The organism is Desulfovibrio sp. Huiquan2017 (assembly GCF_017351175.1).
Classification (GTDB): domain Bacteria; phylum Desulfobacterota; class Desulfovibrionia; order Desulfovibrionales; family Desulfovibrionaceae; genus Pseudodesulfovibrio.
Map to the genome: position 1 here is coordinate 78,217 of NZ_JAFMPN010000012.1, position 20,607 is coordinate 98,823.

Consider the following 20,607-nt stretch of genomic DNA (forward strand, 5'->3'; position numbering starts at 1 on the left):
CTTCGCTATGCGTTGAGGTGGTTGAGGGCGGCCTCGACGGACTCGTCGCCGTGGACGATCATGTTCAGGGCCTCCACCAGGCGGGTGGGATTCTCGTGCTGGAAGACGTTGCGGCCCACGGACAGGCCCGCGCCGCCCGCTTCCAGGGAATCATGAACCATCTGAAGGAATGCCTCGGTGCTGTCAAGTTTGGGCCCGCCCGCGATGACTACGGGGATGCAGCATGCGTCGCATACATGAGCGAAGGTTTTTTTGTCGCCGGTGTAGTTGACCTTGACCACGTCCGCGCCGAGTTCGGTGCCGACCCGGGCGCAGTGGGCCACGATCTCGGGAGCGTATTCGTTTTTCACCTTGGGGCCGCGCGCGTAGACCATGGCCAGGAGCGGAATGCCCCAATTGGCGGCATCGGAGGACATTTTGCCGAAATCGCTCAACATGGCGGATTCGGTCTCGTCGCCGAGGTTGCAGTGGATGGACACGGCGTCCGCGCCCAGCCGGATGGCGTCCTCCACCGAGGCTACCAGGGATTTCGCGTTGGGGAAGGGGGACAGGGAAGTGGAGGCGGACAGATGGACGATGAGCCCGATGTCCTTGCCCTGGGCGCGGTGTCCGCAGCGGACCAGCCCCTTGTGTTCGATGACGGCGTTGGCGCCGCCCTCCACGACCTTACCTACGGCCTCGCGCATGTCCACCAGCCCGTCAATGGGGCCTACGGTCACGCCGTGATCCATGGGGACGATGATGGTCCGGCCGGTGTTGCGGTTGAAGATGCGCTCCAACCGGATGGCTTTACCGATGTGCATGATGTCTCTCCTTTGCGATTGTTTGTCCCAAGGAGCCGGTGGCGGGGTGGCGGCCGATGAAAAAAAACAAGGGGCCGCCGGCTTTCGCCCGCGGCCCTTGAAGAAGTTCTTGTTTGCTTGTGTGATCCACCAACAGGTTACACAGCACCTCTTCCAAGCCCGCGAGCATGGCTAAACCAATACCAAAAATAAAAGTTGGAAAAGTATGCGGTGGGGATGGTGGTGGTGTTCATGGCAATTAGAGCTACACGGTTGCGGTCTGTCTGTCAATAAAAAATTTTGTTACAATTCCAAGAAGATAGCGGATATTGCCCGTTTAGCAAGCGACCGGCGGTCATTTTTCGTGGTTTTTACATTTTTTTACATGTTGACAATTTTGGTGCAATTTTTACCCTGCAAAAATGTACTTTATAACAAAAATGAAAAAATAGAGGTGGTATACCGAGGCGAGAATTGGCGTTTTTACGTGAATAGCAATAGAAAACGAATTTGGCACGGGTCTTGATAGGAGGAGGGCAGGTTAGAAACGCATTCCATTCAAAGAGGAGTACTGCAATGTTTTCGAGAAAGTCCCCGACCCATGTTTCCAAGAGGCTCGCCATCGGCGCGGCCGCTTTGGCGGCAGTTCTGGCCCCCACCCTCGCCCACGCCCAGGAAGTGGAGGTCCTCACCCAGTCCAACGCCAACATTCTGTGGACGTTGATCGCCGCCTGTCTGGTCATGATCATGCAGGCCGGTTTCGCCTGCGTCGAGTGCGGCTTCACTCGCGCCAAGTCCGCCGGCAACATCATGATGAAGAACTTCCTGGACTTCGCCGCCGGTTCCATCGTCTTCTTCCTGTTCGGATTCGGCGTCATGTTCGGTCTGGACGCGGGCGGGTTTTTCGGCACCTCCGGCTTCGCCCTGTCCGGCGTGGCCGAAGGCGACATGATGTGGACCTACACCTTCTGGTTCTTCCAGTCCGTGTTCGCCGCCACCGCCGCCACCATCGTCTCCGGCGGCATGGCCGAGCGCACCAAGTTCGGCAGCTACATCGCCGTTTCCATCGTTATCTCCGGCCTGATCTACCCCATCTCCGGTCACTGGGCCTGGGGTTCCCTGTGGCTGGGCGATGACGGCTCTGGCTGGCTGGAAGCCCTGGGCTTCTGCGACTTCGCCGGCTCCTCCGTGGTCCACTCCGTGGGCGGCTGGATCGCCTTGGCCGGAGCCTTGGTGCTCGGCCCGCGCATCGGCAAGTACTCCGAGGACGGCAAGGCGCGCGCCATTCCGGGTCACAATATCCCGCTGGCCGGTCTGGGTGTCTTCATCCTCTGGTTCGGCTGGTTCGGATTCAACCCCGGCTCCACCACCACCGCCGACGACACCATCGGCCTGATCGCCATGAACACTTCCCTGGCCGCCTGCGCCGGTACCCTGGGTGCAATGGCTTTCGCCTGGTTCCGGTTCGGCAAGCCTGACATCTCCATGTCCATGAACGGCGCCCTGGCCGGCCTGGTCGGCATCACCGCGCCCTGCGCCACCGTCACGCCCGGTCCTTCCATCATCATCGGTCTGGTTGCCGGCGTGCTGGTCGTCTTGTCCATTGAATTCATCGACAAGGTCCTGAAGATCGACGATCCGGTCGGCGCTGCCTCGGTCCACGGCGTTTGCGGAGCCTGGGGGACCATCGCCTGCGGCCTGTTCAATACCGACGGCGGGTTGTTCTTCGGCGGCGGCATGAGTCAGCTCGGCGTGCAGTTGATCGGCGTGGGCACCTTCTTCGTCTGGGCCTTCGGTTGCGGCTTCATCCTCATGAACATCGTCAAGGCTGTCTTCGGCCTCCGCGTGACCAAGGACGAGGAACTCAAGGGGCTGGACATCGCCGAGCACGGTTCCGAGTCCTACAATGGCTTCCAGCTCTTCAGCAACGAGTAGGCGAAGCTGTCGAAGCGTAACCAGAGATCATTTTAAGGAGAATATACAATGAAGCTCATCATAGCATACATCAGGCCCGAAAAGCTCAACGACGTGAAGCAGGCCCTTTACGCCAAGGAGATCTACTCCCTGTCCGTGACCAACATCCTGGGCTCGGGCCGCCAGAAGGGATTCACCGAGACCTACCGCGGCGTGCAGATGGAAGTGAATCTGCTCAAGAAGGTCCGTTTGGAAATTGGCGTCAACGACGACTTCGAGCAGAAGGCCATCGATGCCATCCTGTCCTCCGGCCAGACCGGTACCGAAGGCGACGGCGTGATCTTCGTCACCGAACTGACCAAGGCCCTGCGCATCAGGACCGGTGAGGACGGCATCCTCTAGTATGGATTGCGACTGCATATAGGCGCCGGGGCGGCGCACGGAGCGTCGCCCCGGCCTTACGCAAATCCGGGCACGTGGGTTGATAAACGTAACGGCCGACAGGCAAGGTATTTCAGTGTTGACCGCAGTGCCCGACATACGAAAGATCATTGAAAACCGTTCCCTGATCACGCACTTCCAGCCCCAGGTCTCCCTGAAGAGAAAGGCGGTCGTCGGACTGGAGGCGTTGAGCAGGGGATTCGACCCCCAAAGCGGAGAAATCATACCTCCAACCCTGCTGTTCGCGCAGGCCCGGGACAAGGCATCCCGGCTCGCCCTGGACCGGGCCTGCCGAACAAATGCGGCGGAATCCTTCGCCGCTCTGCACAGACGGGACAAGAGCCTGATGCTTTCCATGAACATCGACGCCGCCTGCATCAACGAAGAAACGCGCGGCTCCTGCCACATCCTCAACCTGGTCGCCCGGTGCGGCATCAGTCCGAGCAACGTGATCATTGAGATCATCGAGTCCCAGTGCGAAGACATGGCCGCCCTCATGGATTTCGTCGGGTTCTACCGCGACAACGGTTTCCTCATCGCGTTGGACGCCGTGGGGGCCGGGTTCTCCAATCTCGACCGCATCCCCCTGCTCAAACCGGATGTCATCAAGCTGGACCGCACGCTCATAAGCGGTGTGGACCGGCATTTCCACAAGCTGGAGGTGGTCCGCAGTTTCGTCCAGATGTCCAACCGCCTCGGCTGCCTGGTCCTGGCCGAGGGCGTGGAGACCGCCGAGGAAGCCATGTGTCTGCTCGGCAACGGGGTGGATGTATTTCAGGGATTCTATTTCGCCCGGCCCGCGCCGGGGCTCGACGCCGTGCCCGGCATGGCCTCCAAAGTGGACGCCCTGGCCGAGCGGCACCGGGAGAACCGCACCCAGCAGATCGCCGACGACAAGCGGCTGTATTCGAGCTACGACCTGATCGTGCTGACCATGTGCCAGACGCTGTCCGAGACCTTGATCAAGGACATGGGCCAGGTATTGTCCAATTTCGTCGAAAACTACGACGGCGTGGAATGTCTCTACGTCCTGGACATGCGCGGCAACCAGATTTCCGACACGGTTTGCGACCCGTCCCGGCTCAAGACCTGCAAGCGTTTCCTGTACGAGCCCGCCAGCGTGGGTGCGGACCATTCGCTCAAGGAATATTTTCTGCCTATCCAGGCCGGGCTGGAGAAATTCACCACCCGGCCGTACATTTCGCTCGCCTCGGGCAATCTGTGCATCACCATCTCCCACGTTTTTTACCACAAGAGCAGCGGCCGTCATCGCATTCTGTGCGTTGACATGTCACGGGCCGGAGAGGGAGGCCCCCGATAGGGTCGAATGGCCGCGTCGCTCCAAAGGGAACCGCCCGATCCGGCAGCATGTCGGATCGGGCGGTTTATCGTCGAAGGGGAGGGAGTGCGCCCGGAGGCCGGGTGCGGTTGTTCCCGCGCTACATGTCCAGAATCCGCTTGGCGGTTTCATCCATGATGTCGGTGATGAACCTGATTCCGGTCTCCCGCTCGGTTTCGCGGTTGCCCGAAGCGATGTCCTCGCGTCCGATGTCCTGAATCCGGAACTTGCGCGCGCCGCACATGAGCTGTTGCAGGCCTGCGGACAGCTTGTCCACCAGGCTCCAGATGCCCACCGCGCCGAGGGGGATGTCCTTCATCTCGTTCGCGCCGACGCGCTTTTCCACATCCTGGTAACAGGAGAAGATTTCCTCGGCGGAGGTGCCGTATTTGGTCACCGTGGCGGGGAGCTTGTCCCAGTTGCCATGGACGGTTCCCCGGCGTTCGGGGAAGAGCGCGCCCTCGATGTTCGCGCCCAGGAAGCCGGGGATCATCATGGCGCGCCCCATGCAGATCATCTTGACGTAGGGAGCGCCCAGGGAGAGGGCCTTGAAGATGTTGCTGCCCTTGGCGAAACCGCCCGCGAAGGACATGTCCACCACGCGGTGGCCGCGTGCGGCCAGTCGGGAGGCGTACTCGTGGGCCTTGGCGTGGAGCAGGATGGAGGGTACGCCCCAGCTTTCCATCATGTTCCAGGGGCTCATGCCGGTACCGCCGCCGGAGCCGTCCATGGTCAGCAGGTCGAGTTCCGCCTCCGAGGCGAACTTGATGGCCATGGCCAGGGCCTCCATGCCGTAGGAGCCGGTCTTCAGGGAGATACGTTTGAAGCCGAGCTTGCGCAGGTACTTGACCGAGTCCATGAAATTCTCGCGGACCTGCTCGTAGGACCCGAGATCGGTGTAGCCGAGCCGGCTGTGGCGGGCGAAATGCTTGATCGCCCCGCGCGCGTAGCCCTCCTTAACTTCTTCCTTGTCGGGATCGGGGTCCACGAGATAGCCGCGCTTCTTCAGGAACTGGGCGTATTCGATGCTGGAGACTTCGATTTCCCCGCCGATGTCTTTTGCCCCCTGGCCCCACTTGAGTTCGATGATGACCTTGTCGCCGTATTTCTCGGCCACGTATTCGGCCACGCCGTTGCGGGTATCCTCCACGTTGAGCTGGACGATGATCGCGCCGTAGCCGTCATAATAGCGCATGTACGTGTCGATGCGCCGTTCCAGCTCCGGGGCGCTTTGGACGCGGCCGTTGCGGAATTCGGCGTCCCGGTCCACACCGACGACGTTCTCGCCGACCACGATGGGGGCGCCCACCAAGGCGCAGCCCACGGCGAAGGCGTCCCAGTACTTGGCCGCAATGAAGGTGGAGCCGAGCGCGCCGGTCATGAAGGGTACCTTACACTTGGTGATTTCCCGGGCTCCGAAGGAGCTTTCCAGGCTGACGTCGGTGAAGAGGAGGTCCGCATCCGGGTCGGCGGCTCCGGTCGCTCCGTAGTTCTGCCCCTGGATCCTGAGGGAGTTGTAGGACACGCCTACATGACAGGTGTTGCCGCTGCCTGCCGTGACCATGCCGAAATCGCGGGGGTAGAGGATTTCGCGGCCGCGCAGGGAGGAGAGCCAGGTTTCACATTTGCCCTGACAATCCGCCCGGCACAGGGTGCAGAGACCGGATTCGATGGCGTTGCCCCGGTTGGTGCTGCCTATGACGTCGTTGCTTTTGGGATAGATACTCATTTGATCTCCAAGGGGAAGCATGAAAATGGTTTGAAAACGAACGAAGTACAACAAAGGTGGAATTGTGTAGCAGAAGGTTGCGTGGAAGTCATTATCAAATGCCATTTTTGAAAACTATTGTGCTACAAAATAGTATTTGAATGCTTCGCGGACGGAAAACGTCTTATCGGTGGAATGGTCGTGCGCCGTGCCGGGGGGCGCCCGTCGGCGCTCCCGGGCGGGCCCGGCGGAGAAAAGAGAAGGGGGGCGGAAGCCGTTGCTTCCACCCCCCTGTGTCGTGCGTGTTGCGCGCGGAAGCTAGATCTTGCAGGCGGTGCGCAGATCGTCCACGGCGTCGGTGGCTTCCCAGGTGAACTCGGGCAGCTCGCGGCCGAAGTGGCCGTAGTTGGTGGTTTTCTGGAAGATGGGGCGGCGCAGGTTGAGGCGCTCCTGGATGAAGTAGGGGCGCAGGTCGAAGACCTCGGTCACGGCCTTGGTCAACTGCTGGTCGGACACCTGGCCGGTGCCGCGCGCGCTGACAACCACGGACACGGGCTGGGCCACGCCGATGGCGTAGGCTATCTGGACTTCGCAGATGTCGGCCAGGCCTGCGGCGACCACGTTTTTGGCTACGTAGCGGGCCATGTATGCGCCGGAGCGGTCCACCTTGGAGGGGTCCTTGCCGGAGAAGGCGCCGCCGCCGTGGGCGCCCGCACCGCCGTAGGTATCGTTGATGATCTTGCGGCCGGTCAGGCCGCAGTCGCCGACCGGGCCGCCGATGACGAACCGGCCGGTGGGGTTGATGTAGGTCTTCAGCTTGTCGTCGATGAGTTCCTCGGGCAGGGACTTCATGATCACTTCATCGAGGATGGCGTGTTTGAGGTCCGCATAGGCGATATGCTCGTCGTGCTGGGAAGAAACGACCACGTTATCGATGCGCACGGGCTTGCCGTTGTCGAACTCCACGCAGACCTGGGTCTTGCCGTCCGGGCGCAGGAAATCGAGGATGCCTTCCTTGCGCACGTAGGTCAGGCGGCGGGACAGCTTGTGGGCGTAGTAGATGGGGGTGGGCATGAGCGTGGGGGTCTCGTTGGTGGCGAAGCCGAACATCATGCCCTGGTCGCCCGCCCCCTGCTCCTCGGGCTTTGTCCGGTCCACGCCTTGGGCAATGTCCGGGGATTGCTTGTCGATGGACGAGATGACCGCGCAGGTCTGCCAGTCGAAGCCCATGGTGTCGGAGCTGTTGTAGCCGATGCTCTTGATGGTCCCGCGGACGATCTCGGGGAAGTCGGCGAAGGCGGTGGTGGAAATCTCGCCGGCGATGAAGGCCATGCCGGTGGTGACCAGAGTTTCGCAGGCCACGCGGGCATTCGGGTCCTGGCCGATAATGGCGTCCAGGATGGCGTCGGAAATTTGGTCGGCGACCTTGTCCGGGTGGCCTTCGGTCACGGATTCGGAAGTGAACAGGTATTTGCCTTCAATCTGCATCGGGTCCTCCTTGGGGGTGCTACTTGCTGGCGTCTAGAAATCCGGATTGATCAGATCACATTCCAGGATTTCGTCCACGGTATTGTTTTTGCCTGCGATGACGACCCGAGGCCGACGGGTTTTGGCCTCGTTCTCGTCCAGCCACATGTATGCGGCGATAATCACGCGCTGCCCGACTCCGCCCTTGTGGGCGGCGGCGCCGTTCAAGCATATCTCGCCCGGCGCGCCGGGGATGGCATAGGTGGTCAGCCGTTCCCCGTTGTCCAGGTTGTACACATCCACCTGTTCGTAGGGCAGCAGGCCCACCGTTTTCATCAGTTTGGTGTCGATGGATATGCTGCCCCGGTATTCCAGGTTCGCGCAGGTAATGGTCGCGCCATGGATCTTGGCGCTCAAAAAACATCTCTGAGCCACGAGTATTAACCTTCTATCAATATATTATCGATGAGCCGGGCCTTGCCCATGCGTACGGCCACGGCGGCCAGTCCGGAACGGGCAATGGTCGTTATCGGTGAAATTTCGTCCGGGTCCACGATTTCGATGTAGTCCACCTCGCCCATGGGCAGGGTGGCGGCGAATTCCTCGGCCAGGAACCGCTTCAGGGCCGCGCAGTCCCGCTCTCCGGCTTTGGCTTTCTCGGCGAGCTTGAGCAGTCCCTTGCGGATGTTCGGGGCGGCCGCGCGTTCTTCCTTCGTCAGGTAGGCGTTGCGTGAACTCAGGGCCAGGCCGTCTTCCTCGCGGACGATGGGATGGCCGATGAGCCTGATCGGGATGTTCAGGTCGCGGACCATGCGGCGCAGGACGGCCAATTGCTGCCAGTCCTTTTCGCCGAACACGGCCACCTCGGCCTGGGTGAGCATGAACAGCTTGGTGACCACCGTGCATACGCCCCGGAAATGGACAGGGCGGGTGGCGCCGCACAGATGGATGGCGAGCCGGGGGACCTCCACCCAAGTGGCGTGGTTGGCCTCGTACATGGCTCCGGGCTCGGGCGCGAAGAGCAGGTCCACGCCCTGGGCCTCGGCCTTGGCGCGGTCGCTTTCGAAGTCGCGCGGGTAGGAGGACAGGTCCTCGTTCTCGCCGAACTGGGTTGGATTGACGAAGACCGAGACCACCAGCCTGTCGCACTCGGGCCGTGCCCGGCCGATGAGGGAGGTGTGGCCGTGGTGCAGGTAGCCCATGGTCGGCACGAGGCCGATGGAATGGCCCTGCTTGCGCCAGGTCAGGCACTGGCGCTGCAACTCTGTCGGATCGGTGATGATATTCATTGTTCGCCTCGAAGCTTGGTGAACACCTGACAGATTTACTCGGAGGAGTCAAACAAAATGTTTATATCTGGATGTATTGATATAGCGGGCTTGTCAATTTTCGGAAGGGGCCGGATTCGGTGGAAAAAAGTGGTTTTGCACCATGTCGTTACCCAAAGTTTTGTTTGAGAAAAAACAGTCCCCGTTGTACCCTGGCCCATTATGAGGACAAACAAGGACATCTTCTCGGATCGGACCGTGTCGCTCACTCCCCAGGAGCTGATCGATTTCGAACACACCATCAAGGATTGCATGGCGGAGTTCGTGCCCTTCACCTCCTACAGCCTGTTCTTTCCTCGGCAGAAATCGGACGTCATCCCCGAACCTGAGTTCAGGGCCGCGGACAACGAGTTGATCCTGCCCATGGTCTTCAAAGGCGAGATGATGTGCTATTTCATCGCCAAGGGCGTGCGCCTCAAGGCCCCGGCCACGGCCCCCGGCTACCTTATGGCCCTGGCCGCGTCCGTGCTGGAGAAGCTGGCCCTGTACAAGAAGGCGGTCACCGATCCGTTGACCGGCCTGTATTCGCGCAATTTCTTTTTCGAGGAACTGGAGCAGGCCATCGAGCAGGTCCAGGATTGCCTGGCCACGGGATCCTGCCGGGCGGGCATGGAGGCGCGCGAACCCGAGATCACCTTTTCCGGGACGTTCGGGGTCATTTTTCTTGATTTGGACACGTTCCAGCCCATCAACGAACGGTACGGCTACTTGAAGGGCGACGACATGTTGAGCGAAGTGGGGCGGCTGCTCCACATGGTTTGCCCCAAGTATACCACCGTGGCGCGCTTCGCCAACGACAAGTTCGCCATCCTGGTGCCCGACGCCAAGCCCCACGCCTGCTTCCAATTGTCCGAGGTCATTCGCTCGGGGCTGAGCAAGCTGTCCTTCACCGACGACATCACCAATGATACCATCACCATCACCGGCAGCCTGGGCTACGTCTGCTACCCGCAGGGGCTGGAGGGCGCGCAGTTCCGACGCACGCCGTCCGAGCAGGCGCGCATGATCGTGCGCAAGGCGCGCAAGGGCGTGGCCGTGGCCAAGGACCAGGGGCGCAACCGGGTCTTCGGCTACGCAGATATCCTGTCCAAGGGCGGCCGGGTTCTCGAAACATTGCCCATGAACCGCATGGTCGTGTCGCTGGGCGAGGCCTCCGGGGCCAAGGTGGGGCAGCGGTTTCTGGTCCGTTCGCCCAAGTCCGGCGGCATCGCCTCGGCCTCGCTGACCGAAGACGAACGCCTGTCCGGCCGCTATCCGGCCCTGTACAAGGGCGAGGTGGTCCTGGTCGAAGTCCAGGATGACATCGCTTTCGCCGAGGCGCTGCACCTGGGCGACGCGGCCTGGGCCGTGGAGCCCGGCGACCGGCTCAATCTCATAGAGGGCGACGAAAGTCTGTTTTCGCCCGATCAGGAAATCAAGGACGACTCCATGCCCAGCCACGACGGCGCCACCCAACTCCTGCGATACGGCGAATTCGTCTCCTGGTTCGCCAAGGCCCGGCTTAAGCCCGAGACCTTTGGCCTGTCCCTCATCCGCATCCTGGATCAGCCTGAAGAGAGCGACCGCTATCAGGACGGCATGGACCACATGGCCCGCGACGTGGCCCGGCTCGCCCGGGGTATCTTCGGCGACGCGGCCACCGGCGGCAGGTTCGGCCTCAACGGCATGATCTTTTTTGCCGAGGGTGTGGACCGGCAACCCCTCATGGACCGATCCTTGGAACTGATCAGCGCGGCCGCCCGGTCCTTCGGCCTCAGGCTCGCCGTGGGCTCCGCTCGCTATCCCTTCCTCAATTTCGATCGGGCCGACATGCTCGAAAACTGCCGCAAGGCCTTGGAGCACGCCCTGCTTCTGCCCGAGCCGTGCGCGGCCGTGTTCGATTCCATTTCCCTCAACCTTTCCGCCGACCGCCGCTTCATGGACGGCGACGTCTACGGGGCCATCGAGGAATTCAAGCTGGCCTTGCTTGACGATGACAACAATCTGCTGGCCCGCAATTCGCTTGGCATTTGCTATGCCCAGCTTGGCCGGTTCGAGGAGGCCCGCCATGAGTTCGAGCGGGTGGTGGAGCTGGACAGGAAAGATGTCCTGGCTCTCTACAACCTGGGTTGGGCCAACCACCGCCTGGGTGATTTGCAGTCCGCCGAAAAAGCCTACCGCCAGTGCCTCAAGGCCGAACCCGGCCACGTTTATTCGCTCATGCGCCTGGGCTCCATCGAGGAAAAGGCCAACCACCTCAAGAAGGCTGCCAATCTCTATCAAAAGGCCGCCGGACAGCCTGGCGGTGAACGGCTGGTCTTCCGCCCTCTGGCCCGCGTTGCCTACCGGCGGGGCGACATCGAGGCCACTCGCGAGTACCTGCACCTGGCGCTGAACGCCGATCACAACGACCACCGGGCCATGCACATGCTCGCCAAGCTCTATCTCGACCAGGGCGAGGATCCGCAGATCGCCGAGGTCCTGGCCCGCCAGTCCTCGGCCCTGGCGCCCGGCGTGGACGACTACTGGGATACCCTGGTCGAAGCCCTCGAAGCTCAGGGCAAGGGCGAGGAGGCCGCCATCGTCGCCGCCCGCGCAGCAGGGTAACCCGGACATTTTCACCCCTTGCCGGGGCATGTCTTTAACGCAAAAACGCATCGTGCATGGCACGATGCGTTTTTGCTTGGTTGCTGCGTTCCGGCGATTTGGCCGCTTGTACGCCATGGTCATGTCGCTGCCGGTGCGGGGTGGGCGCTCAAGCACAGAGCCGTGCGGACGCCCTGTATTCGTTCAACGGCGGGCCCGCTGGCGACCGCCGCGCTCCCCCTTTCCGGGGCAGGAGGGCTAACGGGGAGTCGCGGCCAGCGCGCGGATGCGCGCCGGGACCGGAGGGTGGCCGTAGTCGAGCCAGACCGTGAGCGGGTGCGGGGTCGGGTTGGACAGGTTGGAGGCCGAGAGCTTTTTCAGGGCCGAGATCAGGGCCTCGGGGCGGCCCGTGGTCCGGGCGGCGAAAGCGTCGGCTTCGAATTCGTGCCGGCGGGACAGGGCATTGGCGGCCACGGAGAGGACCAGTGATAGCGGGGTATAGAGTAGGATAAAGAAGACCAGTCCCGCATAGAGCGACATGTGCGTCATGCCGAAGGCGCTGAAAAGGCCCTTGGAATCCAGAAACAGGGACATGAGGTAGAAAATCGCTCCGGTCTTGAGGATGCCCGTGACCAGCCGCTTCCGGATGTGCCCGAGCTTGGCGTGGCCGACTTCGTGGGCCAGCACAGCCACGATTTCGTCCGGGTTCATTTCCTTGATGAGCGTGTCGAACAGGGCGATGCGCCGCCGCTTGCCGAACCCGGTGAAGAAGGCGTTGCTCTTGGTGGACCGCTTGGAGCCGTCCATGACGAAGATGCCGGTCAGTTCGAATCCGGCCTTGTCTGCAAACGCCTCCAGCTTGTCGCGCAGCTCGCCTGCTTCCAACGGAGTGAACTTGTTGAACAGCGGCAATATCCAGGTGGGGGCTACGTAGGTCAACCCCAGGGAGAGCAGAACCGCGAATCCCCAACACAGGAGCCATGCGTAGGGGCCTGTCCCGGCCAAAAAGAGCAGAATGCCCGCTACCAGCGCCCCGCCGATGAGCGCGCCGAGGACCAGTCCCTTGATGCGGTCCAGGACGAAGGTGCCCGGTGTGGTGGTGTTGAAACCGAACCGTTTTTCCAGGAAGAAGGTGTGGTAGATGTCGAAGGGCAGGCCGAGGATCGCGCTGATCAGGGCCAGCCCGCCGATGTAGGCCAGGCCGGTGACCAGCGGGCCGAACCCGGCGGCGCGGACGAGTTGATCGAGGACATTGAACCATCCGGCCGTGATGGCCGTGATCAGGACCGCCGTGTTGAAGGTCTCGCTGACCGACGAGAATCGCATGGAGGCCAGGGTGTAGGCCCGGGATCTGGCATAGGTTTCGGCGTCGAAGACGTCGGCCAGCTCCTCTGGCGGGGCGGGGCGCATGGCCCGGGCGGACAGGCGGTCGGATAGCAAGCCCAGGAACCATGCCGCCAGCAGGGACCCGATGATGATCGTGAGATAAGGGTTCAAGAACAACTCCCGGTGGCTGTGAACGCGCAATGCGCAGTGACCGGGTACGCTATACGGTTGCGCCCGCGCGCGTCAACCAAAGGGATGCCGCATGGGCTAGTGGTTCGGAAATATGGGATAATCGCGTCCATACTTGCCAATTCCCCACGGCTGTATTAATTTGCGCCTGTCGTTTACCGTTTTTTCGAGACGAAGGACAGCATGTCAACAAGCCCCATGACCGCCAAGGAAATCCGCGAGGACATCGCGCGCGCTCGCGCCTATGCCAAGAAAAACGATTATCTGCGGACCCTCAGATGTTTGGCCAACGCTATCCGCGGGATAGTTTCCAACAAGGTCTTCGGGGCGGAGAAATTCGAGATTCAGGCCCACCTCGACGAGGCCCTTCGCGACCTGAACAAGATGAAGATGATCAAAAAGCTCTTCCCGGACGGGCTCCAGTACCGGAAGGGCAAGGAAAAGGCGTTCTTCCAGACCCTCATGCGGCTGCACAAGAAGCTCGGCGAGGCCATGGAGAAGGCCCGTGTGGCCCGGCTGCGCAAACGTCTCGGCGTACTCGACGACAACCTCATCAAGGCGGCCAAGCTGATCCAGGCCGGGCAGCCGCTGGAAGCCCGTAAACTGTATAGCAAGATTGCGGAATATTTCCAGGATATCGAGGGGATCCATTCGGATATCGGCAACCGCATGGCCACCTTCGGTCTGTTCGCCGAGGCCGTGCCCTACCTGATCAAGGCCCTCGAAACCCAGAACAACGACGTGCGTGCCCACAATGCGCTCATCCTCTGTTATGAGGGGCTGCACGAGACCGACAAGGCCATGGCCGCCGTCAAGGACGCCATGCGCTGGCTCGGCCCCAGCGAGAACCTGTACCTGCGCCTGGCCCGGCTGCACCTGCAAAAGCGCGAGTGGGGCGAGGTCTTCAACAGCGCCAAGGCCGCCCTGGACCGCAACCCCTTGAACACCGAGGCGGCCAAGCTCATGAAGCAGGCCGAGCCCAAGATCTTCTCCGGGGCCAAGAGTGCGGCCAAAAAAAATCACGACCTCAATTTCTAGTCAGGCCTAGGCTCTTTTTCGCCGACGGTCATGGTGAACGGTGCGTCCGGCAGATCGTCAAACAGGCAGGTGAACCGGGCCACCGCCGCGTCGGGATTCCGGGTGTAGGCCGGGGCAAAGGCCATGTGCGTGGCGCATGCTGTCTGTATGGACGTCTGGATGCCGACCGGCCGGAAGTCCTTGGGCGACGCCTCGTCCTTGGCCGGGGCCTGTTCGATTTCGGCCTTGTGGGGATGACCGCCCTTGACCCGGACCGCGTCCGCCTGGGCCACGTACCGTTTGGCCGGTGGCGTGGTGGGGATGTCCTTTGCCAGGAGCAGCGCGGCGATGTCGTTGCGGACCGCTTCGGTCTTGTCCGCCAGTTCCTCGGGAGTGAGCAGGGGCACCCTCTTGCCATGCAATCCTCGGGGCGATGCCGCCGCAGTGGATGCTTCCTCCGGCCTATCGGGTTCTTCCGCGTCCGTTTCGTGACGTAGTTTCGCCACCTCGGGGATGGTCACCATGTCGCCACATTCGTTTTGGGATGCCTGCCCTGCGGTCGTTCGCGTCGAATGCGAAGTGGGGAAAACGGCCTGTGTGCCGCAGCCCCGCGCCACGGGGGAATCCTGTTCCCCTCCTTGCCGGATAATTCTTTTTTCGGTGAAGTCGGGCAAGGGGTAAGAGGTCTGCCGGGAACAAGGGGAAAACAGGCGGGCGGGGCCAAGAAGACGCCTGGCGGGCGCTCCGGCCCCGTCCTGGTTATGGAGGACTAATCGGAAAAGCGAAGATCGGCGCGGGGCAGACGCAGGAACGCGCCTTTATCCGTAACAACGAGCAGGTTGCCGTCGCGGTCCAGATTCAACCCAGACACTTGGCTGCCGCAGCGGAACACCCGGCTCACCGCACCGTCGGGCGTAACCGCGAAAATATCGCCGCTCACGGTGCCCACGAAGAGGGTGCCCAACCGGTCCACGGCCAGGGTCGTGGGTCCGTCCACCCGGGCGTAGACCAGGGGATCGTCGTCCGGCGGGACGCACAGGATTATCCCCGCCCGGCGGTCTACGGTGTAGGCGTAACCCCGGCCATCCATGACCAGCCCGGTCGTCCCGGGCAGGCCCGAACCGATCGCCCGTGACCCGTCGCCCGCCCAGGCCCTTGGGCCTGTCCCGGACAGGATGGCGGCAACTGTGAAAATACTTAACAAGAATAATTTGATACGCAAACAACCCTGCATGACGTGCCTCCTTTCTGTTTGAGGACACGGTAGAAATGGTGCATTAATATGTCCAATACATATTTACACGAAGATCAATATGGATTAACTCTGAATCATGGAACTGAGACAGCTTATTTATTTCATTGCCGTGGCCGAGGAACTGCACTTCGGGCGGGCCGCCGAGCGGTGCCATATCGCCCAGCCGCCGTTGTCGCAGCAGATAAAGCGCCTTGAGGAGGAACTCGGGGTGACACTTCTGGAGCGGACCAGCCGGAAGGTTTCCCTGACCCCGGAGGGCAAGGAATTTCTCAAGCGGAGCAAGGATGTGCGCGACCGCCTGAACGAGGCCGTCATCTGCGTGCAGGACATGGCCCAGGGGCTTGAGGGGCAACTTCGGGTCGGCTTCATCGGCCCGGCGTCATTGTCCCGGCTGCCCCAGGCCATCCGCGCCTTTCGTGAGCGTAATCCGCGTATCCGCCTGGATTTTTCGGCCCAATCCACATCCGAGCAACTGCCGCTTCTGCGCGGTGACCGGCTGGACATCGCCTTTGTCCGCCTGTTCGGCCATGACACTTCGGGGCTCAACTCCCTGCTTTTCCTGCGTGAACCCTATGTCCTGGCCCTGCCCGAAGGGCATCGTTTCTCGGATCGCGACGTTCTCGACCTGACCGACCTTGAAGGCGAACCGCTCATCTTCAACCAACGCCTCGCCCAACCCGCCCTGTATCGTTCGCTGATCGGCTCCTTCCACAAGGTCGGTTTCATGCCCAATATCGTCCAAGAGGTGAACACCGAGCAGTCCACCGTGGCTCTGGTCGCCACCGGCCTGGGCTGCGCCCTGGTCCCGGCCTCCAGCGCCTCCAGCTACCGCTCCGGCGTGACCTTCCGTCCCTTGACGGGCGACCTCCCCCAGTGGGAGATCACCGCCCTCTGGAAAAAGAAGAACCAATCCACCATCCTCCAGAAGTTCCTCGACGTGGCCCGCGAATTTCGCGAGGTGCGGTGAGAAGGGTGCCCCCGGTCTCCACCATCCCCACGTTTTCCTGAACTTTTTGGTGGCCCTTCGCGGGGTGCGGATGCGGTGGGGCGGAACGTTGTGCGGGCGGCGGGGGCTGTGATAGTGGGGGGCAGGTTGAGTTCTTTTTATTCATTCAATTACAGCAAAAGGCAGTATTATGGGATTTCTTGACGGCTTGATGGGCAATGCGACCGAGATTTCGCTTGCCGACGTGCAGGAGGAGCTGGCCCCGATCCTGGGCGACAACGAACGGGTGGAGCGGGCCTTCAAGGTCGTGCGCGACATGTACGTCTTCACCTCCGGCCGCCTGCTGCTCATCGACAAGCAGGGCGTGACCGGCAAAAAGGTGGACTACCTGTCCATTCCCTACCGCGCCATGAACTCGTTTTCGGTGGAGACCGCGGGCCATTTCGACCTCGACGCCGAACTCAAGCTCTGGGTCTCCGGCCGCCACGAGCCCATCGAGCGCACGCTCAAGGGCGGCAGCGATGTGATCGGCATCCAGAAGCTGCTGGCGAACAAGGTGATTCGCTAACGGAGTAGCGCCGCATACCACGTCACGAATCTTTCTTCGAGAAACGGCCCCTGTCCTGATGGACCTGGGCCGTTTTTTTGAAGCGCGAGAGAGCGGGCGGAGGCGGGGACTATGCCCCTCCCATGCCGCCGGATCCAGGCTATTCGGGGGATTCCTCGTCGGCCGTGTAGCGGAGGATGTCGCCGGGCTGGCAGTCGAGGGCCTTGCAGATGGCGTCGAGGGTGGTGAAGCGGATGGCCTTGGCCTTGCCGGTCTTCAGGATGGACAGGTTTTGCGGGGTGATGCCCACGGCGGCGGCCAGTTCCTTGGAGCTGGTCTTGCGTCTGGCCAGCATGACGTCGAGATCGATGATAATGCCCATGGCGTCCCCTAGACCGTCAACTCGTCCGCTTCGCGCAGCTTGCGGCCCTCGTCCATGATCCAGCTGACCAGGATGATGATCCCGGCGATGAGCAAGTCGCGGATCTCGCTCGATTCCAGCGAGATGGTGATCAATCGTTCGCCCGGCGGGTTGTGCATGGTCAGGACCAGGGTCAGCAAGGCTTCGTGAACGGGCATGAGGGCCACGCCCGCCAGCATGGTCCAGCCCGTGCGGCGGATGTACCTGACCGTATTGCCCGTGAATATCTCGCCTGCTGAAAACAGGCTGAACAACCGTACCAGCCACCACAGGCAGAGCATGGTCGCCCCCAGCGGGATCAGGCTGACGCCCAATCCCAGCCAGCGCTGACCCCAGGGCAGCGGAAGCGCGGGTGCGTGCGCGGCATCCAGGCTCACGTTGCTCCAGGCTTGTCCGATGACCGCCGTCGCCTCGCCATCCCCGAGCAGCACCTCCCCGCCCGAAAGCCAGAGTCCGGCCACCACCGCCGGACTCAAAACAAACACCGCGAAGAAGATCGCCCTGAATACTTTGGCAAATCGTTGAATCCGTCGATCCATGAGATACTCCTTTGTTTTGATGTATCTCTTTTGCGGCAATTTATTACTGTTTGTCAATAATTATTCATGCAAAATGAGCTGCATTCGGAGACCATTTCCAGCCCCTGAGAAAGCGGCCCTATGAATCGGGCCCAAAAAAAACGGCCCCGGTCCATTTGGACCGAGGCCGGTTTATTATAAGCTAGGCTGAAAGCGCTGGGTGGCTTAGTACATGCCGCCCATGCCGCCCATTCCGCCCATGCCGCCCATGCCGCCGGGCATGCCGGCCGGGGCGTCGTTCTTCTCGGGCTTGTCGGCGATGGCGCACTCGGTGGTCAGCAGCAGACCGGCCACGGAAGCGGCGTTCTGCAGGGCGGTGCGGGTGACCTTCTTCGGGTCGATGACACCAGCCTTGATCAGGTCCTCGTAGGTGTCGGTAGCGGCGTTGTAGCCGAAACCGCCCTTTCCTTCCTTGATCTTCTCGACCACGATGGAGCCTTCCAGACCGGCGTTCGCGGCGATCTGGCGCAGGGGCTCTTCCACGGCGCGGGCGATGATGTTGATACCGGCCTGCTCGTCGTCGTCGGCGGCCTTGACCTTGAGGGCGGCTTTGCCGGCCCGGGCCAGGACCACGCCGCCGCCGGGCACGATGCCTTCCTCGACGGCCGCACGGGTGGCGTTCAGAGCGTCTTCCACGCGGGCCTTCTTCTCCTTCATCTCGGTCTCGGTGGCGGCACCGACGTTGATGACGGCCACACCGCCCACGATCTTGGCCAGACGTTCCTGGAGCTTCTCGCGGTCGTAGTCGGAGGTGGACTCGGCGATCTCGGCGCGGATCTGCTGGATGCGGCCCTTGATCTCGGCGGGCTTGCCGGCGCCGTCAACGATGACGGTGTTTTCCTTGTCCACGACCACGCGCTTGCAGGAGCCCAGGTCGTTGACGGTCAGGTTCTCGATCTTGATGCCGAGGTCCTCGGACACGACCTGGCCGCCGGTCAGGGTGGCGATGTCCTTGAGCATGGCCTTGCGGCGTTCGCCGAAGCCGGGAGCCTTGACGGCGACCACGTTCAGGGTGCCGCGCAGCTTGTTGACCACGAGGGTGGCCAGGGCCTCGCCCTCGATGTCCTCGGCGATGATGACCAGGGGCTTGGACATCTTGGCGCACTGCTCAAGCACGGGCAGCAGTTCCTTCATGTTGGAGACCTTCTTCTCGTTGATGAGAATCAGGGGCTCTTCCATTTCACAGGTCATGCGCTCGGTGTTGGTGACGAAGTAGGGGGAGAGGTAGCCGCGGTCGAACTGCATGCCTTCAACGACATCCAGGGTGGTCTCGAGGCCCTTGGCTTCCTCAACGGTGATGACGCCTTCCTTGCCGACCTTGTTCATCGCCTCGGCGATGATGTTGCCGATGGTGGCGTCGTTGTTGGCGGAAATGGTGCCGACCTGGGCGATCTCTTTCTGGTCGCGGGTGGGCTTGGCGACCTTTTCGAGGTCTTCGACGATGGCTTCAACGGCCTTGTCGATGCCGCGCTTGATGGACATGGGGGAACGACCGGCGGCCACCAGCTTCACGCCTTCGGTGAAGATGGCCTGGGCCAGGACCGTGGCGGTGGTGGTACCGTCACCGGCGACGTCGGAGGTCTTGGAGGCGACTTCCTTGACCATCTGGGCGCCCATGTTCTCGAACTTGTCTTCCAGCTCGATCTCTTTGGCCACGGACACGCCGTCCTTGGTGATGACCGGAGAGCCGAAGGACTTCTCCATTACGACGTTGCGACCCTTGGGTCCCAGGGTAACTTTGACCGCGTTGGCCAGCTTGTCCACACCCGCTTTCAGTTTTTCGCGGGCCTTGGCATCGAAAAGGATATCTTTCGCCATGGTGTATTCTCCTTACCTAAGTAAATTTGCTGTTTGCGTTGGGTTCGTGTCGGGAATGGAGCTATTCGACGATGGCGAGGATATCGTCCTCGCGCATGACCAAGTGCTCTTCGCCGTCGATGCTGATCTCGGTTCCCGCGTATTTGGCGAACAGGACCAGATCGCCCGTCTTGACGGTGGGCGTTACACGCTTGCCGTCTTCGTCCAGCTTGCCGGGGCCGACGGCCACGACTTCGCCCTTCATGGGCTTTTCCTTCGCGGAATCCGGGATGTAGATGCCACCCGCGGTTTTTTCTTCCGTTTCCAGACGCTTGACCAGGACGCGGTCGTTCAGCGGTTTCAATTTCATCCTCTTATACCTCCAAGATGAATTTTTTGAATGGTTGCGCCGGGCGACGTATGCCGTCCGGCTTGATGTTAGATAAACACGGCATGCCGGGTGTCAACCCGGACGCACAAAAAAAAATGGGCCCTCGTCGAGGCGGGAAGGCAAGCGAAAGGTGCGGAGGGTGGGTTGCCTTACTTCTCGGATTTATTGCGGAATTCAGCAAACGGACGATCCAGTCCCCGGATGTGGTCGGCAAACCAGTCGGCCAGGAATCCGTGGAGTTTGACCGGCGGGACGGACGTGCCGTTCATGAGTTCGGCCTCCATGCGGACAAGGTCGTCGAGGAACCGCTCATGGGCGTCCTGCTGGTCGTCCAGCCCGGGGTAGTCCGCCTCGTCCATGAGATTCTCCTCAAAGCTGAAGTGCTGCATGGCGAAGTCCTTGAGATCGTTCATGATGTCGAGCATCTCGTCGGTTTCGTCATCGTCGAGCTGGCGGTATATGTCCGGGGACACCGCGCTGATGCGGCCGAGCATGCTGAAAAGGGTTTTGTGCTGTTCGTCGAGTTCGGGGACGCCCAGAGCGAGTTCGGGCGAAAACCCCGACGGGGTCGGTTTGGCTGCCATGCGTTTCTCCTG

General features: G+C 61.6%; 20 protein-coding genes. 7 read left to right on the top strand and 13 right to left on the bottom strand.

Annotated elements, in window-relative coordinates; translation table 11 throughout:
* Nucleotides 1–5: 5 nt before the first annotated feature.
* Complete coding sequence (locus tag J0909_RS11690) at nucleotides 6–803, bottom strand: 2-amino-3,7-dideoxy-D-threo-hept-6-ulosonate synthase (protein WP_207263054.1); 798 nt, start codon at nucleotides 801–803, stop codon at nucleotides 6–8.
* 555 nt (nucleotides 804–1,358) lie between these two features.
* On the opposite strand from J0909_RS11690, the gene J0909_RS11695 reads away from it, so the two are divergent.
* The 3 genes from J0909_RS11695 (at nucleotide 1,359) to J0909_RS11705 (ending at nucleotide 4,458) form a co-directional block, all read left to right on the top strand.
* On the top strand, nucleotides 1,359–2,717 hold the full coding sequence (locus J0909_RS11695) for an ammonium transporter (protein WP_207263056.1): 1,359 nt from the start codon (nucleotides 1,359–1,361) through the stop codon (nucleotides 2,715–2,717).
* A 48-nt stretch (nucleotides 2,718–2,765) separates the two neighbouring features.
* On the top strand, nucleotides 2,766–3,098 hold the full coding sequence (locus J0909_RS11700) for a P-II family nitrogen regulator (RefSeq protein WP_207263058.1): 333 nt from the start codon (nucleotides 2,766–2,768) through the stop codon (nucleotides 3,096–3,098).
* A gap of 127 nt (nucleotides 3,099–3,225) precedes the next feature.
* On the top strand, nucleotides 3,226–4,458 hold the full coding sequence (locus J0909_RS11705; protein WP_353616759.1) for an EAL domain-containing protein: 1,233 nt from the start codon (nucleotides 3,226–3,228) through the stop codon (nucleotides 4,456–4,458).
* Between the two features lie 118 nt (nucleotides 4,459–4,576).
* On the opposite strand, the gene J0909_RS11710 is transcribed toward J0909_RS11705, so the two are convergent.
* The 4 genes from J0909_RS11710 to panC all read right to left on the bottom strand — a co-directional run bounded on the left by J0909_RS11710 (nucleotide 4,577) and on the right by panC (nucleotide 8,940).
* Nucleotides 4,577–6,205: a glutamate synthase-related protein gene (locus tag J0909_RS11710; RefSeq protein WP_207263062.1), complete on the bottom strand. Its 1,629-nt coding sequence runs from the start codon at nucleotides 6,203–6,205 to the stop codon at nucleotides 4,577–4,579.
* A gap of 297 nt (nucleotides 6,206–6,502) precedes the next feature.
* A complete protein-coding gene (gene metK / locus J0909_RS11715; RefSeq protein WP_207263064.1) occupies nucleotides 6,503–7,672 on the bottom strand; it encodes a methionine adenosyltransferase in 1,170 nt (389 codons plus the stop codon).
* A gap of 33 nt (nucleotides 7,673–7,705) precedes the next feature.
* Nucleotides 7,706–8,086, bottom strand: a complete 381-nt coding sequence (gene panD, locus J0909_RS11720) for an aspartate 1-decarboxylase (RefSeq protein ID WP_207263066.1) — start codon at nucleotides 8,084–8,086, stop codon at nucleotides 7,706–7,708.
* Nucleotides 8,087–8,091: 5 nt separating this feature from the next.
* Nucleotides 8,092–8,940, bottom strand: a complete 849-nt coding sequence (gene panC, locus J0909_RS11725; protein WP_207263068.1) for a pantoate--beta-alanine ligase — start codon at nucleotides 8,938–8,940, stop codon at nucleotides 8,092–8,094.
* 237 nt (nucleotides 8,941–9,177) lie between these two features.
* Here panC and J0909_RS11730 point away from each other — a divergent pair, with 237 nt between their 5' ends.
* A complete protein-coding gene (locus tag J0909_RS11730) occupies nucleotides 9,178–11,565 on the top strand; it encodes a tetratricopeptide repeat-containing diguanylate cyclase (protein ID WP_353616760.1) in 2,388 nt (795 codons plus the stop codon).
* 237 nt (nucleotides 11,566–11,802) lie between these two features.
* On the opposite strand, the gene J0909_RS11735 is transcribed toward J0909_RS11730, so the two are convergent.
* Nucleotides 11,803–13,041, bottom strand: a complete 1,239-nt coding sequence (locus J0909_RS11735) for a M48 family metallopeptidase (RefSeq protein WP_207263079.1) — start codon at nucleotides 13,039–13,041, stop codon at nucleotides 11,803–11,805.
* A gap of 201 nt (nucleotides 13,042–13,242) precedes the next feature.
* Between J0909_RS11735 and J0909_RS11740 the strand changes: the two genes are divergently transcribed.
* Complete coding sequence (locus tag J0909_RS11740; protein WP_207263081.1) at nucleotides 13,243–14,097, top strand: tetratricopeptide repeat protein; 855 nt, start codon at nucleotides 13,243–13,245, stop codon at nucleotides 14,095–14,097.
* Here the strand turns inward: J0909_RS11740 and J0909_RS11745 are convergent.
* Together J0909_RS11745 and J0909_RS11750 are read right to left on the bottom strand one after the other, a co-directional pair.
* Complete coding sequence (locus J0909_RS11745; RefSeq protein ID WP_207263083.1) at nucleotides 14,094–14,600, bottom strand: hypothetical protein; 507 nt, start codon at nucleotides 14,598–14,600, stop codon at nucleotides 14,094–14,096. The two genes, J0909_RS11740 and J0909_RS11745, sit on opposite strands and share 4 nt — an antisense overlap.
* Nucleotides 14,601–14,845: 245 nt before the next feature.
* Nucleotides 14,846–15,310: an NHL repeat-containing protein gene (locus tag J0909_RS11750; RefSeq protein ID WP_207263085.1), complete on the bottom strand. Its 465-nt coding sequence runs from the start codon at nucleotides 15,308–15,310 to the stop codon at nucleotides 14,846–14,848.
* A 97-nt stretch (nucleotides 15,311–15,407) separates the two neighbouring features.
* On the opposite strand from J0909_RS11750, the gene J0909_RS11755 reads away from it, so the two are divergent.
* On the top strand, nucleotides 15,408–16,298 hold the full coding sequence (locus J0909_RS11755) for a LysR substrate-binding domain-containing protein (RefSeq protein ID WP_207263086.1): 891 nt from the start codon (nucleotides 15,408–15,410) through the stop codon (nucleotides 16,296–16,298).
* A gap of 169 nt (nucleotides 16,299–16,467) precedes the next feature.
* Nucleotides 16,468–16,845 carry a PH domain-containing protein gene (locus J0909_RS11760; RefSeq protein ID WP_207263089.1) on the top strand — a complete coding sequence of 126 codons (378 nt, stop codon included), beginning with the start codon at nucleotides 16,468–16,470 and terminating at the stop codon, nucleotides 16,843–16,845.
* Between the two features lie 139 nt (nucleotides 16,846–16,984).
* Here J0909_RS11760 and J0909_RS11765 read toward each other — a convergent pair whose 3' ends face one another.
* From J0909_RS11765 to J0909_RS11785, 5 genes are all read right to left on the bottom strand, one after another.
* The gene (locus J0909_RS11765) at nucleotides 16,985–17,206 is read right to left on the bottom strand and encodes a helix-turn-helix domain-containing protein (RefSeq protein ID WP_207263091.1); all 222 of its coding nucleotides are present in this window, start codon (nucleotides 17,204–17,206) and stop codon (nucleotides 16,985–16,987) included.
* A gap of 8 nt (nucleotides 17,207–17,214) precedes the next feature.
* Nucleotides 17,215–17,784, bottom strand: coding sequence for a DUF2975 domain-containing protein (locus tag J0909_RS11770; protein ID WP_207263094.1), 570 nt, complete (start codon nucleotides 17,782–17,784; stop codon nucleotides 17,215–17,217).
* 204 nt (nucleotides 17,785–17,988) lie between these two features.
* Nucleotides 17,989–19,641, bottom strand: coding sequence for a chaperonin GroEL (groL, locus tag J0909_RS11775; RefSeq protein ID WP_207263095.1), 1,653 nt, complete (start codon nucleotides 19,639–19,641; stop codon nucleotides 17,989–17,991).
* A 61-nt stretch (nucleotides 19,642–19,702) separates the two neighbouring features.
* Nucleotides 19,703–19,990 (bottom strand): co-chaperone GroES, encoded by a 288-nt coding sequence (groES, locus tag J0909_RS11780; protein ID WP_207263098.1) that lies wholly within the window; start codon nucleotides 19,988–19,990, stop codon nucleotides 19,703–19,705.
* 170 nt (nucleotides 19,991–20,160) lie between these two features.
* The gene (locus tag J0909_RS11785; protein ID WP_207263100.1) at nucleotides 20,161–20,595 is read right to left on the bottom strand and encodes a bacteriohemerythrin; all 435 of its coding nucleotides are present in this window, start codon (nucleotides 20,593–20,595) and stop codon (nucleotides 20,161–20,163) included.
* Nucleotides 20,596–20,607: the final 12 nt, after the last annotated feature.